The 16,728-nt window shown below is 60.0% G+C and carries 14 protein-coding genes; 13 read left to right on the top strand and 1 reads right to left on the bottom strand.

Features of this window, described 5'->3' with window-relative positions:
* Nucleotides 1–751: 751 nt before the first annotated feature.
* Complete coding sequence (locus B9Z46_RS14865) at nt 752–1,693, top strand: LysR substrate-binding domain-containing protein (RefSeq protein ID WP_233246037.1); 942 nt, start codon at nt 752–754, stop codon at nt 1,691–1,693.
* On the opposite strand, the gene B9Z46_RS14860 is transcribed toward B9Z46_RS14865, so the two are convergent.
* Nucleotides 1,679–3,007: an MmgE/PrpD family protein gene (locus B9Z46_RS14860; protein WP_108257371.1), complete on the bottom strand. Its 1,329-nt coding sequence runs from the start codon at nt 3,005–3,007 to the stop codon at nt 1,679–1,681. The genes B9Z46_RS14865 and B9Z46_RS14860 overlap by 15 nt on opposite strands.
* A gap of 196 nt (nt 3,008–3,203) precedes the next feature.
* On the opposite strand from B9Z46_RS14860, the gene B9Z46_RS14855 reads away from it, so the two are divergent.
* The 12 genes from B9Z46_RS14855 to B9Z46_RS14795 all read left to right on the top strand — a co-directional run bounded on the left by B9Z46_RS14855 (nt 3,204) and on the right by B9Z46_RS14795 (nt 16,328).
* A complete protein-coding gene (locus B9Z46_RS14855; protein ID WP_108257370.1) occupies nt 3,204–4,361 on the top strand; it encodes an acyl-CoA dehydrogenase family protein in 1,158 nt (385 codons plus the stop codon).
* 16 nt (nt 4,362–4,377) lie between these two features.
* Entirely contained in the window at nt 4,378–5,352 is a 975-nt protein-coding gene (locus B9Z46_RS14850) for a tripartite tricarboxylate transporter substrate binding protein (protein ID WP_108257369.1), read from the top strand.
* 1 nt (nt 5,353) lies between these two features.
* Entirely contained in the window at nt 5,354–7,438 is a 2,085-nt protein-coding gene (locus B9Z46_RS14845) for an acetate--CoA ligase family protein (protein ID WP_108257368.1), read from the top strand.
* Between the two features lie 211 nt (nt 7,439–7,649).
* Nucleotides 7,650–8,852: a 3-oxoadipyl-CoA thiolase gene (gene pcaF, locus B9Z46_RS14840; protein ID WP_108257367.1), complete on the top strand. Its 1,203-nt coding sequence runs from the start codon at nt 7,650–7,652 to the stop codon at nt 8,850–8,852.
* Nucleotides 8,853–8,863: 11 nt separating this feature from the next.
* Complete coding sequence (locus tag B9Z46_RS14835) at nt 8,864–9,613, top strand: electron transfer flavoprotein subunit beta/FixA family protein (protein WP_108257366.1); 750 nt, start codon at nt 8,864–8,866, stop codon at nt 9,611–9,613.
* A gap of 11 nt (nt 9,614–9,624) precedes the next feature.
* Nucleotides 9,625–10,560: an electron transfer flavoprotein subunit alpha/FixB family protein gene (locus B9Z46_RS14830; RefSeq protein ID WP_108257365.1), complete on the top strand. Its 936-nt coding sequence runs from the start codon at nt 9,625–9,627 to the stop codon at nt 10,558–10,560.
* A gap of 107 nt (nt 10,561–10,667) precedes the next feature.
* Nucleotides 10,668–11,579, top strand: a complete 912-nt coding sequence (locus B9Z46_RS14825) for an acyl-CoA thioesterase domain-containing protein (protein ID WP_146179281.1) — start codon at nt 10,668–10,670, stop codon at nt 11,577–11,579.
* A 592-nt stretch (nt 11,580–12,171) separates the two neighbouring features.
* On the top strand, nt 12,172–12,786 hold the full coding sequence (locus B9Z46_RS14815) for a TetR/AcrR family transcriptional regulator (RefSeq protein WP_108257362.1): 615 nt from the start codon (nt 12,172–12,174) through the stop codon (nt 12,784–12,786).
* Nucleotides 12,774–13,994 (top strand): efflux RND transporter periplasmic adaptor subunit, encoded by a 1,221-nt coding sequence (locus B9Z46_RS14810; RefSeq protein WP_369907464.1) that lies wholly within the window; start codon nt 12,774–12,776, stop codon nt 13,992–13,994. Before B9Z46_RS14815 ends, B9Z46_RS14810 begins: the two co-directional genes overlap by 13 nt.
* Nucleotides 13,991–15,184, top strand: a complete 1,194-nt coding sequence (locus B9Z46_RS14805; protein WP_108257361.1) for an ABC transporter permease — start codon at nt 13,991–13,993, stop codon at nt 15,182–15,184. Before B9Z46_RS14810 ends, B9Z46_RS14805 begins: the two co-directional genes overlap by 4 nt.
* Nucleotides 15,185–15,192: 8 nt before the next feature.
* Entirely contained in the window at nt 15,193–15,915 is a 723-nt protein-coding gene (locus B9Z46_RS14800; RefSeq protein WP_108257373.1) for an ABC transporter ATP-binding protein, read from the top strand.
* An 11-nt stretch (nt 15,916–15,926) separates the two neighbouring features.
* Nucleotides 15,927–16,328: a hypothetical protein gene (locus B9Z46_RS14795; RefSeq protein ID WP_108257360.1), complete on the top strand. Its 402-nt coding sequence runs from the start codon at nt 15,927–15,929 to the stop codon at nt 16,326–16,328.
* Nucleotides 16,329–16,728 lie beyond the last annotated feature (400 nt).

Raw genomic sequence — 16,728 nt, 5'->3', positions numbered from 1 at the left:
ACGTGCAAATACTAAGGAGCGGGAGACATGTGTGTGTACCTTTCCGCATCCTTCCGCAGGTTCATAACGGGTGTTAGTAGGCACCTATTGGCAGGGAATTGAACCCGGGCCCGCACCCACCACCAATCACCACCTGGGGTCAAATTCATCGCTGAGTTTGACCCCTTTCTTTTTCCCCTTGCATATCAACCACTTACGCGATCTGCCTGCGGTGCGTTGACCTTCTGGCACACCCTCCAAAACACCTGTTTCAGGCTCAAACAGCCGCTGTTTTTCGCTGTTTTCGCTCAGACCCTCTGGTGCGCACCGCACCCGACCCACGTATTTATGCGGCAAAACGTCAAATAGTTGGAGTGGACGACTGGTAGAGCAGTTGGATCAATTGGGCGAATTTGCTTACGCAAGGGGCAGCAGTCGGCCAAGAGGCATCGTTGGCGTGTCCGTCCCGGAGGACCGGTAAAGGCTGGTTGCGGTCAGTGGGCACTCAGCTTTCTAATGGCAACTTGGGGACAGTAACCAGTCGTTAAGCGCGAATTCCCGGATAAGCCGCCTTGATGGAGAGCGTTTTACGACGCTTCAGGGCACCAAATCGGGCGGGCCGATATTCTGCGGCGGATGCAAATGATCTTCCACTTATGCTTTTTCATTTGACCTTGAGCTAAGAATATTTCTGCGACCAATTTTCGAATTGGCATATGCTTGGAGTTTCCACCCAGCCTGAAGGGGTGCCCGCGCCCTAGTTGTGCGAAAAATGCAGATAGAAGGCGTCCTGATGCGAAAAATACCGCCCCTCAACCCGCTCAGGGTCTTCGAAGTCGTCGCCAGGACGGAGAACCTCACACTGGCCGCCGCCGAGTTGAGTGTCACACAGTCGGCGGTCAGTCGCCAACTGGGTTCGCTCGAAACTTACCTCGGCGTCGAATTGGTCAAGAGGGAGCGTTATGGCGTGACACTCACACGCACAGGAAAGGCGTATGCCGAGACCATTACGCCTGCTTTCGCTGCCATTGCAGATGCCACAGCTAGGCTCACCGAAAGCCAGGTCAAGAACATTTTGCGGGTCAGAACCTACACGACCTTCGCGGCCAAGTGGCTGATTACGCGGCTGGAGGATTTCCACCGCCTCAATCCAGATGTGAATGTCCGAATCACCAACGCCGTGCCTGATGTGGATTTTGACAAGGACGCGGTAGATGTGGCCATCCAATATGGCCTCGGCAAATGGGTTGGGGTGAATTCCGACCTCTTGTTTCTTGACGAAATTGAACCGGTCTGTTCGCCTTCTTTTTTGAAGAAATTCGCGCCTAATCCAAAGTTTCCGAGTTCATTACTCCGCCATCGCCAGTTAATTTCGCGTTTCAGGCGCAACGATTTTAAGGACTGGCTCGAACACACCGAACTGGCCAAAGAAGCTGATGGTGCCGAGGAGATGACTTTCAGCACTTCGGTGCTGACTTGGCAGGCGGCCATCGACGGTCTGGGCCTCGCGATCGGTCAGAACGTCTTGCTTCACAAGGAGTTCGAAGCCGGCACGCTGTTGCGTCCCTTCAACCGCCCTGTCAGGACCGGGAAGGGCTACTTTCTGGTTCGACCAAGGCTACAGCGCGAGTCCCGCAAGGTCACGGCATTCCGGGACTGGTTGATACAGAGTACACGGGCCCATCCGGGCCGCGAGGGTTCAGATCAGGCTTGAGTCTGGGGCATCGAGTCGCCAGAGTTGCGCCAGCCGTGCACGGGCGGCGGCCTCGCCGAGGATGGGGCCGGCCAGTTCAAGAAACTTGTCGCTCAGGTCCTCGTCGCTCAGCGGGGCGTCGGGATCGCCTTTCCGCGTGGGTTGCAGGTGTTCGCTGCGGCGACCGTCCATCGTTTCGATCGATACCCGTGCTGCTCGCTGACCCGGAAAGGCGCGATCGAGATCTTCGTCCACCGATAACTCGATCCGCGTCATCAGGGCACGCACAAGAGGATCGCCGAGTCGTTCCTCAGCAAAAGCAGCCAGCCGCACGCTGCCGTATAGCAGGGCATTGGCCACCACGTAGGCCACGCTGAAACGGGCTTCGGCGGCTGTGCGGGGGCTCATGTTTCCAGCCACCTCGAGGGCCGGACGGTAGGTGGCGACCTCGACCTTGCGGATCTGCGCGGCATCGATGTTCAAGGTTTGCTGCAGCGCCAGCGCGCCGTCAATCGGGGCAAAGGTGTGGCCACAGCAGGCGTGGTTCTTGAAAGTCATCTGGGTGATGTTGAAGCGCTGCCCCAGTGAGGCTGTGGCCTGTGACCATTCCGGTCCGTTGCTCATGGCCTGTCCCAGGCCGGCTTCGCCGTCAATCACATCGAGCGAACCGGTTACCCCCGCCTGCGCCATTTGCGCTGCCATCAACCCCGCCTGGGCGGCATGGCCAGCGTGCAGAGGTTTGGACATGGAGTCCATGCGAAAGGCCTGCTGCAAGCCAGAGGCCAGCGTTGCGGCGGTGCACAGCGCATGTGTATAAGCCTTGCTGTCGAGCCGCAGCAGGCTGGCTGCGGCAGCGGCCGCCCCGAAGGTGCCCACCGTACCGGTGTTGTGCCAGTAGTGGTAATGGGCTCGTCCCAGGGTGGCGCCGATACGCGTCGAGATTTCATAGCCCGCGACCACGGCGGTCAGAAAGTCCAGTCCCGAAGCCAGGCAGGCCTGGGCTTGTGCCAGCGCGGTGGCAATCGTTGGTGCGCCCGGGTGATAAATGGCTTCGCGGTAGATGTCATCCACCTCCACCGTGTGCGCCGCTGTCCCGTTGATGAGCGCCGCTGTGCGCGGGGTGGCCCGGCGGCCCAGGGCCAGTTGCGAAGGCCCGCGGTCCAGGTCGTCGGCAAAGGCCTTTTCGAGCAGGGTGGCCGGTGCCTCCACCGCGCCCGGAATCCAGGCGGCATACCAGTCCACCACGGCCCGCTTGGCGTGGTGTAGCACTTCGGCGTCGAGTGTCTTACCTAGCAAGGCTGCGCCATATTCGCCAAAACGTTGGGCTGCTGTCATGAAATTGCTCCTGTGCTGACCGGCACGTAAGTGTGCCAATGAATCAGATCATGCCCTTTGCATGTCAGATCCATGTGGTCAAAACAGCCATCAGAAATGATCTTAAGGAATGTCTGGACGCGAAATGCGCAACACCGCAACCAGGTGATCGGGAAGAAGATCTAAGCCTTGAACAAACCCAACAGGAACAGGACCCATGGATTTCGCCCTCAGTGAAGAACATCAAACGTATGCTGACTCGGTCGCCCGTTTTGCGCAGGACAAACTCGCCCCCGGAGCGCTGGAGCGTGCACACTCCAAGACCTACCCTTGGGAGACGGCCGCTCTGATGGCCCAGCAGGGGCTCCTCGGCATTGCCTTTCCTGAAGAGGAAGGTGGCCAGGGCGGCACCCTGATGCATGCGGTGCTGGCCATCCAGCAGGTGGCATTGGCCTGCCCCAAGAGCGCCGACATCGTGCAGGCGGGCAACTTCGGTCCTATCCGCACTTTTATCGAATACGCCAGCCCTCAGCAAAAAGAGCGCTTCCTGCCAGACCTGCTGGGAGCGCGAAAGCTCATTTCGCTGGGCATGAGCGAACCCGATGCAGGTTCGGCGGTGACCGAGCTCAAGACCACGGCAACTTTCGATGGTGACGAAATCGTCATCAACGGCAGCAAGGTGTTTTCGACCCACAGTCCCGAAGCCGAGCTGTTCCTGATCTATGTGCGTTTTGGTCCTGGCGTGCAGGGCATCGGCTCGGTGCTGGTTGAAAAAGGTACGCCCGGCTTTGTCGTTGGCACGCCCTCGAACTTCATGAATGGCGAGCAATGGTCACAGCTGTACTTTGACAACTGCCGTATCCCTAAGGAAAACCTGTTGCTGGGCGAGGGCGGCTTCAAGAAGCAGATCTCGGGTTTCAACGTTGAAAGGTTGGGCAATGCGTCCCGGGCGCTGGCGCTGGGGCGTTATGCCTTCAATGTGGCGCGTGACTACGCCATGACGCGTCAGCAGTTCGGTCGTCCTCTGTGCGAATTCCAGGGCCTGCAGTGGAAGTTCGCCGACATGCATATGAAACTCGAACAGGCCCAGATGCTTCTTTACCGTGCTGCGCTGGAGGGCGAACACGGGTTGCCCAGCGCGCAGAGCACCGCCATGGCCAAACTGGCCTGTAACCTGGCAGGCTGGGAGGTTTCCAACGAAGCCATGCAGGTCATGGGCGGCATGGGCTTCAGCCAGGAGTCGCTGGTCGAGTACTGTGTACGCCGTACCCGCGGCTGGATGATTGCCGGGGGCTCGATCGAAATGCTCAAGAACCGCATCGCCGAAGGCGTCTTCGGCCGCACTTTTTCACAACGGAATACAAAACCTGCTTAACCCAAGGAGACTTCTCATGCAAAGACGTGTGTTTACCCAAGCCCTCAGCCTGCTGGTGGCAGCCGCCTGTGCGGCGCCGGTGCTGGCCGATCCTGTCTACCCCAACAAGCCGGTGAAGATTCTGGTGGGCTATTCGGCCGGCGGTCCCACTGACATGGTGGCGCGCATGCTTGGCACCAAGCTGCAGGACAAGCTCGGGCAGCCTTTTGTGGTCGAAAACCGTGCTGGCGCAGGCTCCAACCTCGCCTCCGAGGCGGCCGCCGCCGCGGCGCCTGATGGCTACACCCTGCTGGTGGCGGCTGCGCCCATCACCATGAACGTTTTTGCTTACAAGAACCTCAAGTACCACGCTGACAAGAGTTTTGAGCCGATTTCGCAGATTTCGTCCTCGCCTGGTGTGCTGGCGGTCGCGCCCAATTCGCCTTTCAAGACCGTGGACGAACTGCTGGCCTATGCCCGCAGCAACCCGGGACGTCTGAACTATGGCACCACCGGCCTGGGCGGCTCGCAGCACATGGCGACCGAACTGCTGCAGTTGCTGACCAAAACCAAGTACACCCATGTACCGTACAAGGGGGCCAGCGCCGTACTGACCGATCTGATGTCGGGCCATATCGACATGGCTTTCATGACGGCTTCGGGCGCCATGCCTCATCTGCAGGCGGGCAAGGTCAAGCCGCTGGCTGTGGCCGGGGAGACGAGGCTGACGAGCCTGCCCAAGGTCCCGACCTTTGCCGAATTGGGCATCAAGGGCATGGTTTCGGATTCCTGGAACGGCTTGCTGGCACCCGCTGGCACGCCCCCTTCCATCATTCGCAAACTGTCCTCGGCGGTGAATGAGATCGTGAAATCACCTGAATTCAAATCCAGGTTGCAAACCGCTGGCGCCGAAGTGATCGGCAGTTCGCCAGAAGAGTTCAAAAAAACGATCCGTCAGGAACTGGTCCAATGGGAGCAGCAATTCAAAGAAATCAAGATTGAACTGCAGTGATATGACATCCACGACACCACCTTCTGGCCTGTTGCAGGCCTTGATCCATCCGCGCAGCATTGCCCTGTATGGCGCCTCCGATGACGTCAGCAAAATGGGCGGCCGTCCGGTGCAGTTCCTGCAGCGCTCGGGGTTTGCTGGAAAGATCTACCCCATCAACCCCAAACGCAGCGAGGTGCAGGGCCTGCCGGCCTGGCCCAGCCTGGATCGCCTGCCTGAAGTGCCCGACCATGTGTACGTGCTGACACCGACCGAGACGGTCGAAGCAGCCGTGCGCGAATGCGTGGCCCTGGGCGTGCCGGTGGTGACCATTCTGGCCAGCGGCTTTGCCGAAACAGGGCCCGAAGGGCTGGCACGCGAGCAGGCCCTGCTCGCCTTGTGCCAGGGCAGCCGCACACGGCTGCTGGGCCCCAGCAGCCTGGGGGTGGTCAATCCGCGCACCGGACTGGTGCTGACCGCCAACGCCGCATTTGCCGAGCAGGACATTCCGCCGGGCAAGGTCTTTGTGGCTTCGCACAGCGGCAGCATGATCGGTGCGCTGGTCTCGCGGGGCAAGGCGCGTGGCGTGGGTTTTGCCGGCCTGGTCTCGGTGGGCAGCGAGGTCGACCTCAATGTGGGCGAGATCTGCAGCGCCACGCTCGATGACCCTGGCATCGAAGGCTATCTGCTGTTTCTCGAAAGCATGCGCCACGGCCCCGAACTGCAGGCCTTTGCGCGGGCCGCGCACCGTGCCGGTAAGCCGGTACTGGTCTACAAGCTCGGCCGTTCGGCTGCGGCGGCCGAGATGGCCGCCACCCACACCGGCGCGATCGCCGGTGAGGACGATGTGGCCGACGCATTTTTTGCCGACATGGGCATGGCCCGACTCGGCGTGCTCGAGGCGCTGCTCGAAGCTTTCCCATTGGCCCGTCGCATCGCCCTGGACAGCGCACCCCGGCGAGTCGGCGTGGTCACGACCACGGGCGGTGGCGCCGCCATGGCGGTCGACCAGCTGGGCATTCGTGGTGTGGAGGTGCAGGCACCGTCGGCGCAGACCCTGCAGCGCTTGGCCGATGCCGGCCTGCCCTGCAGCCCCGGACGCGTGCTCGACCTGACGCTGGCCGGCACCAAGTACGACATCATGAAAGGGGCCCTGGACATTCTGCTGACGGCCCCCGAATTTGACCTGGTGCTGGCGGTGGTGGGCTCCTCGGCCCGCTTCCAGCCCGAGCTGGCGGTCAAGCCGATCCTGGAGTGTGCCGGTCATGCCAAGCCGCTGGCGGCCATGCTGGTGCCCGATGCGCCGCAGGCGCTGGCCTCGCTCACGGCAGCCGGCGTGCCCTGCTTTCGCACGCCAGAAGCGTGTGCGGACGCCATTGCGGCCGTCTTCAAACGCCGTCAGCCTGGCCCGCCAGCGCTGTGCCAAGGCGGCAATTTTGCGGGGGCCAAGGCTCTGAGCGAAGCGCAGGCCTATGGGGTGCTCTCGCAGCTGGGTGTGCCGCATGCGCCCTTCGAGCTCAGGCGCCTGGATGCGCCGGTCGACAACACGGCTGCACCGGGCTTCGGCTTTCCGGTGGTGGCCAAGGTCTGCTCGGCCGAGATTTCGCACAAGACCGAAGTCGGTGGCGTGCTGCTGAACATCGGGGATGCGCAGGCCCTCGACGCAGCCGTTGGCACCTTGCGTGCCAACTTGCAGGCCCGTGCGCCGCAGGCGGCCTGTGATGAGGTTCTGATCCAGCCCATGACCCGAGGCCTTGGCGAAGTGCTGGTGGGTTACCGCATCGACCCCGAAGCCGGTCCCATCGTGATGCTGGCCACAGGCGGCATCTGGGCCGAGATCGCCAAGGACCGCAGCATCCGTATGGCACCCGTGAGCGTTGAAGTGGCGCGGGAGATGGTCAGTGAAGTCAACGCGCTCAAGCCTTTGACCGGCTTGCGTGGCAAGCCCCGTGGCGATCTGGATGCTCTTGCCCAGGCGGTCAGCGCGCTGTCGCAACTGGCGCTCAGGCCCGATCTGCGGGTGCATGAAGCCGAAGTCAACCCCCTGCTGGTGATGCCGCAGGGACAGGGCGTGGCAGCTGTCGACGCTCTGGTGTTTCAGGCGTGAATGCGGGGGCTCGTGGGCGGGCGGTGGTGAGCCACCTGACTCACGCGCCCTTGTTTCGCCTCATGCAGACCGAAGGTCGGCGTCACGATGTGCGGTCTGATGCTGACCGGATCCTGCGCTGACCTCACCCCACTCACTGCCTTCACAGCTTGCGAGCCATGCCAATCTCGGCATGGCTGTACTCCAACCGATTGAACACACCTCCTCGACCATGAACCAAGCCTACATCTGCGACGCCATCCGCACCCCCTTCGGCCGCTACGGCGGTGCCCTGAGTTCGGTGCGCACCGACGACCTGGGCGCTGTGCCGCTCAAGGCCCTGATGGAGCGCAACCCCAACGTGGACTGGGCGGCCGTGACCGACGTGCTGTATGGCTGCGCCAACCAGGCAGGTGAGGACAACCGCAACGTGGCCCACATGAGCAGCCTGCTGGCGGGCCTGCCGATCGAGGTGCCCGGTGCTACCATCAACCGCCTGTGTGGCTCGGGCCTCGACGCCGTGGGCACGGCCGCACGTGCAATCAAGGCGGGTGAAGCCGGTCTGATGATCGCTGGCGGCGTAGAAAGTATGAGCCGCGCACCGTTTGTGATGCCCAAGGCCGAGAGCGCTTTTTCCCGTGCCAACGAGGTGTACGACACGACGATCGGCTGGCGCTTCATCAACAAACTGATGAAAGCCCAGTACGGCGTCGACTCGATGCCTGAAACCGCCGAAAACGTCGCGGTCGATTTCAAGATCGAGCGCGAAGCACAAGACCGGATGGCCATGAACAGCCAGCTGCGTGCGGTGGCTGCGATCAAGGCCGGTCACCTGGCCCGCGAGATCTGCGCGGTGACCATCCCCCAGAAAAAAGGCGACGCGATCGTGGTGGACACCGACGAGCACCCGCGTGCCACCAGCCTGGAAGCGCTGGCCAAGCTCAAAGGTGTGGTGCGCCCCGACGGCAGTGTGACCGCCGGCAACGCCAGCGGCGTGAACGATGGCGCCTGCGCGCTGCTGCTGGCCGATGAAGCCACGGCCGCCAAGAACGGCCTCACGCCCAAGGCCCGCGTGGTCGGCATGGCCACGGCTGGTGTGGCCCCGCGCATCATGGGCATCGGCCCCGCGCCGGCCACGCAAAAGGTGCTGGCCCAGACCGGCCTGACGCTGGAGCAGATCGACGTGATCGAGCTCAACGAAGCCTTTGCGGCCCAAGGTCTGGCCGTGCTGCGCCTGCTGGGCCTCAAGGACGACGACGCCCGTGTGAACGCCTGGGGCGGCGCGATTGCGCTGGGCCACCCGCTGGGCGCCAGCGGTGGACGTTTGGCCACCACCGCCATCAACCGCCTGCACACCACCGGCGGCCGCTACGCGCTGTGCACCATGTGCATCGGTGTGGGGCAGGGCATTGCGCTGATTCTGGAAAAAGTCTGAAAGGTAGACACATGAAAATTCTCGTTGCCGTCAAACGGGTGGTGGACTACAACGTCAAGGTCCGCGTCAAGAGCGACAACAGCGGTGTCGACATCGCCAACGTCAAGATGAGCATGAACCCCTTCGACGAGATCGCCGTGGAAGAGGCGGTGCGCCTGAAAGAAAAAGGCGTGGCCACCGAGGTCATCGCCGTCTCTTGCGGCATGGCCCAGTGCCAGGAGACCCTGCGCACCGCCATGGCCATTGGCGCCGACCGCGGCATCCTGGTGGAGACCAGCGAAGAGCTGCAGCCCCTGGCCGTGGCCAAATTGCTCAAGGCCCTGGTGGACAAAGAACAACCGGGCCTGGTGATCCTGGGCAAGCAGGCGATCGACGACGACTGCAACCAGACCGGCCAGATGCTCGCTGCACTGGCCGACCTGCCCCAAGCCACCTTTGCTTCCAAGGTCGAAGTCGAGGGCGGCAAGGCCAGCGTCACGCGCGAGGTCGATGGCGGCCTTGAGACCCTCTCGATCGGCCTGCCAGCCGTGGTCACCACCGACCTGCGCCTCAATGAGCCGCGTTACGTCACGCTGCCCAACATCATGAAGGCCAAGAAAAAACAGCTCGACACCGTCAAGCCCGAGGATCTGGGCGTCGATGTTGCGCCGCGCATCAAGACCCTCAAGGTCATGGAGCCGGCCAAGCGCAGCGCCGGCATCAAGGTGCCCGACGTGGCCACGCTGGTGGACAAGCTCAAGAACGTTGCCAAAGTCATCTGAGGAAGAAGAACATGACCGCACTCGTCATTGCAGAACACGACAACGCGTCCATCAAGGGCGCCACCCTCAACACCGTGACCGCCGCCGCTGCCTGTGGCGGTGAGGTGCATGTGCTGGTGGCCGGCCACAACGCGGCGGCCGCTGCGCAGGCCGCTGCCCAGATCGCTGGCGTGGCCAAAGTCATCCACGCCGACAGCGAAGCCCTGGCCCATGGCCTGGCCGAGAACGTCGCTGCGCAGGTGCTGGCCATCGCGGGCCACTACAGCCACATCCTGTTCCCCGCCACCGCCAGTGGCAAGAACGTGGCCCCGCGCGTGGCCGCCAAGCTCGACGTGGGCCAGATCAGCGACATCACCAAGGTCGATGCGCCCGACACCTTCGAGCGCCCGATCTACGCCGGCAACGCCATCGCCACCGTGCAAAGCGCCGACCCGGTCAAAGTCATCACCGTGCGCACCACCGGCTTTGACGCCGCAGCCGCCAGCGGGGGCTCGGCCGCCGTGGAGAGCGCCAGCGCGCTGGCCGACAGCGGCAAGAGCCGCTACGTGGGCAGCGAGATCGCCAAGAGCGACCGCCCCGAGCTGACCGCCGCCAAGATCATCGTCTCCGGCGGCCGTGCGCTGGGCAGCAGCGAGAAGTTCAACGAGGTCATGACCCCGCTGGCCGACAAGCTGGGCGCCGCCATCGGTGCCAGCCGCGCCGCAGTGGATGCGGGCTACGCGCCCAACGACCTGCAGGTCGGGCAGACCGGCAAGATCGTGGCGCCGCAGCTGTACGTGGCTTGCGGCATCTCGGGCGCCATCCAGCACCTGGCCGGCATGAAGGATTCGAAGGTGATCGTGGCGATCAACAAGGACCCGGAAGCGCCGATCTTCTCCGTGGCCGACTTCGGCCTCGAGGCCGATCTGTTTGCCGCCGTGCCCGAGTTGGTGGATCAGCTGGCTTGAACGTGCAGGAAAACATGGCGCGCCAGAGTGCCCCCTGACAAAGCCCAAGTGCATGTCCAACCACCGTTTCCAGCCTGGATGATCGGCAAGTCCACCGTGAGGCAACCATGAACGAAATGTCTTTTTCCGCCCAGGTGCTGCGGGCCTTGCACGCGGCAAGATCGCCAGGTTGGATGTTTCCTGCGCATTTGCTGGACATTTACTTCGAGCAAGACGTCTCCGAGCGAGGCGCCATCGGTCTGATGGACGTTGCCGAATATTTCAAGGACGCTTCAGGACAGGCCAGCAAGGGCGCTCTGGCTGTCTTCGCGGACGTCTCCATGGCCGCTGCTGTGCGCGGGTATGCCGGAAGGAGTGTGCGGATCGCCACCATGACCCTGCGCTTGTCGTTCGGCACGCTGCCGCGACAAGGTCGCCTCCGCTCCGTTTCCCGCGTTCAGTTCATTCGGCGAGACACCGGGATGGTGGTCTCCGCCGTCACCCTGCAAATGGAAAACAGCGAGGGGCAGGTGTGCTGCATTGGCGAGGGGACTTTTGCCGTGTTGGAGAACAGGCAGGGCACGGCGCAACATCCCTTGCCCACCCGCAGCACCCTGACCGGCAGCCTGACCCTTGATGAGCTGGATGAATCGGAAAAAGCCGTGTGGCAGCGAGCGCTGGAGAGTGAGGCTTGCGCCTGTCCGCTAGAGCGATTCTGGGACTACGGAGCAACAGCACACCTCGGCGGGACCGAGGGCCAGAGTCGGTTGGTCCTGGCGAAACACAACAGCAATCGGTCTGGCCATCTGCAGGGCGGGATCGCCGCTGGCCTGTTGCTCAACGCTTGCCTCCACACGCTGGATGGGTCCTTCGAACCGGTGGATCTGTCCCTGCAATACCAGGCGACTGTGGACGGCAGCCACACGCAAGTGAGGGTCTCCCCGCTGAAAGTTGGCCGCAGTGCCGCCTTCCTCATTGCAGACCTCACGAACAACGAGGGCAAGGTGCAGGTGTCGGCGCAATGCAATCTGATCAAATAAGCAGATTAGTCAGTGACCGACCGCATCTGGCCGACAGCTGCAGTTTCGCTTGCGACGATCTTTGACCTCAATCGCAGCATTGCAGTCGTTGACAGCCTGAGACAAGAGTCTGGTATGGGTCAGGCAGCGACGGTCGTGGTAGTGGGGACTCAGGGTTTATTGGTTTCCTCATAAGCGGCAGTTCCTAAGACTTTGGATCAATCTGGGTGATTCGAAGGAGCGGTGGACTTGGGTTCAATTGATCAAATGGTCCACCAATACACAATCCCCAACTCGTCTGAGTTGGGGATTTTTTTCGTCTGTTGGCGCGTGCCGCCCCTTGTTCTTGCGGGTTCCTGCGGAAACTTGCGGACTTCGCCAACCGCACTACTAGGGCGGTTCTGCGTCCGGTTCTCTCTCTTCCGACCATTTCTCTCAGCATTCCTCACGCCAGGGAACGGGCCGAAGTCCACAAGGCCGTTTCGGACACTCAACTTGAACCAACAATTGCGAGCCACTTGGTGTGAGTGCGCATCACGATGACGCATGCAGTAACCCCATGTTGGATGAGTAAAATTTGACAGATAAGATAGTAACTAGTTACTATCTACTAATGCCTCCTGACCAAAACCCAAAACACCTGCCTGCTGACGAACGCCGCACCGTCACTGTAGAAGCCGTTGTCGCCCTAGCCGCGCAGCAAAACCCCACTGACATCACAACTGCCGCCATAGCCCAGCACATGGGCCTGACCCAGGGAGCAATTTTTCGACATTTCCCGTCAAAAGAATCCATCGTGCAGTCCGTGCTCGACTGGGTAAGTGACAAGCTGATGGGCAAAGTAAATCTGGCTGCGCAAACACAGCAATCGCCTATAGCTGCCTTGGAAGCAGTGTTCATGGCGCACATGGGATTCATTTCAGAGCATCCGGGCGCCCCGCGAATGCTCTTGGCTGAGCTCCAAAAGACCGGAGACACCATACCCAAGCGCATGGTGGTCACACTGATGACCAACTATCGAGCTCGAATCATCGAATTGCTAGAAAAAGGAAAAGCTTGCGGAGAAGTCTCTGCAGAGCTCGACCTAGATGCTGCGTCCACCCTCTACGTGGGAATGATTCAGGGCCTGGTAATTCAGTCGCTGGCGAAGTCCGACGCCGATTACCTGATGGCAAATGCGAGCAAAACCTTTGCCGTTTTCAAGCGAGGTCTGGTGTGCGCAAATTAATCAATCCCGCGCTGCTCAAAAAGGTAGGCATGGTTGTGGCGGGTATTGCCCTGCTAGTGCTCGTTGCCTTGGTATTTATGCGCTCAGGGCCACTGGCGCCCGTGCAAGTCGTGGTGACAACAGTCAAAGAAGGTCGCATACAGCCTGGAATATTTGGTGTCGGAACCGTTGAGGCTCGCCGAAGCTGGATGGTTGGACCAACAACCGCAGGACGCGTACTCAACGTCACCGCAGATGTGGGTGACCAGGTAAAGGCAGGAGAACTACTGGCAGAAATGGATGCGGTGGATATTGATCAGCGCCTTGAAGCATCACAGGCAACGGTAGCACGGGCAAGCAGTGCATTGAATGCAGCGCATGCCCAGCTTGCGGATGCCAATGCACGACGTGACCTTGCCAGCATCAATGCAAAGCGAAACCAAGACCTGGCCACACAGAACTTCATCAGTGCCGGTGCGCTCGAAGCGCGTCTGCAGGAAAAAACTTCTGCGGACGCTGGCTATCAAGTCGCATTGGCCAATTTAGAAGCAGCGAGACAGGACCTGACGCGAACCAAGGCAGAACGCGACGCCTTGGGTAAACAGCGTGCAAACGTCCGATTGATGGCACCCAACAGCGGTGTCGTTGTTAGCAGAGAAGCGGAGCCTGGAAGCACTGTGGTGGCCGGTCAGGCCGTGTTGCGCATGATCGATCCCAACAGCTTGTGGGTCAAGATGCGCGTGGACCAGGGACGATCAGCTGGCCTGACTCCCGGCTTAAATGCAAAGATCACACTGCGTTCTCAGCCGGAAATGTTGCTTAGCGGCAAAGTCGCCCGCGTGGAAATGCAGGCCGACAGTGTTACCGAGGAGCGCATCGCGCAAATTGCGTTTGAATCAGGAAGTGATGCATTGCGCAAAACCTCCCTGGGCGAGTTGGCAGAAGTCACGTTAGAGCTGCCACAACCTGCACCTGCACTGATAGTTCCAAATGCAGCGATTCAGCGCACTCAGGGCAAGGTGGGTGTTTGGAGGATTCAAGACCACAAGCTTGAATACGTCCCAGTGCGATTGGGTGCATCTGACCTCGATGGTCAAGTTCAGGTGATAGAGGGATTGAAGTCTGGCGACAGTGTTGTTGTTTACAGCCAGAAAGCACTTAAAGACGACACGCGTATCAAGGTAGTCGAAGCACTAGTTCAAAACACTGAGAGGTCGACGTCGCCATGATCAGTCTAGCCGGCCGGGACATTGCCCACAGCGCCGGGAAATTCGCACTAACAGGTTTTGGTTTGGGATTGCTGATTGGCGTAACACTGACCATGGCGGGCGTTTACCGAGGGATGGTCGATGACGCCCATGCGCTTCTTAACAATAGCAACGCCGATCTTTGGGTCGTGCAAAAGGACACACAGGGCCCCTACGCAGAAGCTTCTAGCATCAAAGACGATGCCGTACGCAGCGTTCGTGGGATGCCCGGAGTTTCACGCGCCTCCAATGTCACCTACTTCACCATGCAGGTGCAGTCCCACAATGGCGCCGATGTGCGGGCCATGGTGGTTGGTATTGAAGAAGGTCAACCGGGAGAACCAGGTTATTTGTTAGCCGGGCGGCAAATCACGCGCGGTCACTATGAAGCTGTCGCGGACATCAAAACCGGATTCGCTTTGGGGGACCGCATTCAGATACGCCGCCACACATACACGGTTGTGGGAATTACGCAGCGAATGGTGTCCTCAGGTGGAGATCCCATGGTCTTTGTAGGAATCAAGGATGCCCAAGACGCCCAGTTTTTGAAGGACAACGATGCAATCCTGAATGATCGGGCGCGCAATGCGTCAAACCCTGCCATCAATCGCCCAGGGGTGCCAGGACTGTTGGAAGCGGTTCAGGCATCACAGTCCAGCAGCCACAACGTCAACGCGATTCTGGTGCAGGTGGATCAAGGTCATGACCCAGACGAAGTGGCGATGCCCATACGGCGCTGGAAACACTTGCAGGTCTATACCCGTGCAGGGATGGAAGAAATCCTCGTAGCAAAGCTGATTGCGACTTCGGCTAAGCAGATTGGCATGTTTCTGGTGATTCTGGCCATTGTCAGTGCTGCGATTGTTGCCTTCATCATTTATACGATGACCATGGGCAAGATCCGCGAAATCGCCGTACTAAAACTGATCGGTACACGCAACATCACGATCGCCAACATGATCTTGCAACAAGCGCTGGGGTTGGGTCTGATCGGATTTCTCGTTGGAAAGATAGCAGCAACGATATGGGCACCGGTGTTTCCAAAATACGTCTTGCTGTTGAACCAAGACGCTGTGACCGGACTGCTGATCACTATGGGCATCTGTGCATTGGCAAGCACGCTGGCGATACGCGTTGCCTTGAAGGTTGACCCGGGTGAGGCTATAGGATGAATGCTCCAATGCAAGAACCTGATCGAGACGGTGGAATCTTGATTGAAGGACTCAGAAAAGTCTATGGCCACGGTGATACCGCGGTCGAAGCGCTCAAGGACATCAACATGCATGTGCGTGCGGGTGAAGTGGTCGGACTGGTGGGGCCTTCAGGCTCAGGCAAAAGCACCCTGCTCAAGTGTTTGGGAGCGATCATTGAGCCCACAAGCGGACGCATGCAACTCAATAGCGATGTCATTTACGACGATGGTTGGAGAGTGAATGACTTGCGAGCCCTGCGCCGAGACCGCATCGGTTTCGTATTTCAAGCGCCATATTTGATCCCGTTCCTCAACGTTACCGACAACGTCGCGCTCTTACCCATGTTGGCCGGAGTACCAAACGTGGAGGCCCGAAAACGGACGGTTGACTTGTTGCAAGCACTCGATGTGGGTCATCGCGCACAAGCCCAACCATCGCAGCTATCCGGCGGAGAGCAGCAGCGTGTCTCTATTGCCCGTGCGTTGGTAAATCGACCACCTGTCATTCTTGCCGATGAGCCGACAGCACCACTGGACAGTGAGCGTGCACTTAGCGTTGTACGCATCCTCAATCGGATGGCCAGGCAGGCACAGACAGCAATCATCGTAGTGACCCACGACGAAAAGATCATCCCGACGTTCAAACGCATCTATCAGATCAGGGATGGTCGTACCCACGAAGAGGCAGGACAGGGAATTAGCGTTGAATAGGTGAAAGATTTATGCAGGAACTCCGAAGACTAAAGGTATTGGCTTTGATCGCTGTGGTGTTCGGTGCAATGACCATCTTTAGCGGTGGACGGGTACTTTTTGGTGATGAGCAAGCACGTGCTGCGGTCGGTAATGCTGTGCCGTTTGTATTGTGGTTCAACTTCCTTGCGGGGTTTGCATACGTTGCGACGGGAGTCGGCCTCTGGAAACACTGTCACTGGACGAAAGCAGCGTCGATTGCCATTGCGGCTTGCACAGCATTGATTGGCGTTGCGTTAGTGGTGGTTGTAATTCAGGGATCGGCCTATGAAATGCGCACTGCGGTGGCGATGGTGTTGCGTCTTTCAATTTGGACAGTAACCGCCGTTATCGTTCGGAATGCGTTACCAGCTTCAGGTCAAAAAGCTGCGTAACGCCTTGGCAATTCATTTTGTGCCACCGATGCGGATTGGGGCAAATGCAATAGTCAAATCGAACGGCAGCTTTCAGGGCCCCATTGTTGCAATGCCCAGGTTCCGCTTTGGGTCGGAATAAGCCATTCCGCTCACGGTGTAGCTAAATCGGAAAGATGCGGAGATTTGCGGTCAGTGCTGAGGCCAGCGCAGGCTTAAGTAGCTTTCAGAAACTCTCCGCAGGGGTACCGAAATTGTTAGCATGGGCCAATCAGGTGGAGATTGAACCCAGGTCCGCACCCACCACCAATACCCAATCCCCAACTCGTCTGAGTTGGGGATTTTTTTCGTCCGTTGGTGCGAGTTGCCCCGTGTTGTTGCGGGTTCGTGCGGAAACTTGCGGACTTCGCCCTCTGCGCGG

Source organism: Limnohabitans sp. Hippo4, from assembly GCF_003063605.1.
Taxonomy (GTDB): Bacteria; Pseudomonadota; Gammaproteobacteria; order Burkholderiales; family Burkholderiaceae_C; genus Limnohabitans_A.
This window is presented reverse-complemented; position numbering and strand designations above follow the sequence as displayed.

Coding starts and splice junctions, on each gene's coding strand:
- B9Z46_RS14865 (WP_233246037.1), top strand. CDS start 752: ATGCAGATAGAAGGCGTCCTGATGCGAAAAATACCGCCCCTCAACCCG.
- B9Z46_RS14860 (WP_108257371.1), bottom strand. CDS start 3,007: ATGACAGCAGCCCAACGTTTTGGCGAATATGGCGCAGCCTTGCTAGGT.
- B9Z46_RS14855 (WP_108257370.1), top strand. CDS start 3,204: ATGGATTTCGCCCTCAGTGAAGAACATCAAACGTATGCTGACTCGGTC.
- B9Z46_RS14850 (WP_108257369.1), top strand. CDS start 4,378: ATGCAAAGACGTGTGTTTACCCAAGCCCTCAGCCTGCTGGTGGCAGCC.
- B9Z46_RS14845 (WP_108257368.1), top strand. CDS start 5,354: ATGACATCCACGACACCACCTTCTGGCCTGTTGCAGGCCTTGATCCAT.
- pcaF (WP_108257367.1), top strand. CDS start 7,650: ATGAACCAAGCCTACATCTGCGACGCCATCCGCACCCCCTTCGGCCGC.
- B9Z46_RS14835 (WP_108257366.1), top strand. CDS start 8,864: ATGAAAATTCTCGTTGCCGTCAAACGGGTGGTGGACTACAACGTCAAG.
- B9Z46_RS14830 (WP_108257365.1), top strand. CDS start 9,625: ATGACCGCACTCGTCATTGCAGAACACGACAACGCGTCCATCAAGGGC.
- B9Z46_RS14825 (WP_146179281.1), top strand. CDS start 10,668: ATGAACGAAATGTCTTTTTCCGCCCAGGTGCTGCGGGCCTTGCACGCG.
- B9Z46_RS14815 (WP_108257362.1), top strand. CDS start 12,172: ATGCCTCCTGACCAAAACCCAAAACACCTGCCTGCTGACGAACGCCGC.
- B9Z46_RS14805 (WP_108257361.1), top strand. CDS start 13,991: ATGATCAGTCTAGCCGGCCGGGACATTGCCCACAGCGCCGGGAAATTC.
- B9Z46_RS14800 (WP_108257373.1), top strand. CDS start 15,193: ATGCAAGAACCTGATCGAGACGGTGGAATCTTGATTGAAGGACTCAGA.
- B9Z46_RS14795 (WP_108257360.1), top strand. CDS start 15,927: ATGCAGGAACTCCGAAGACTAAAGGTATTGGCTTTGATCGCTGTGGTG.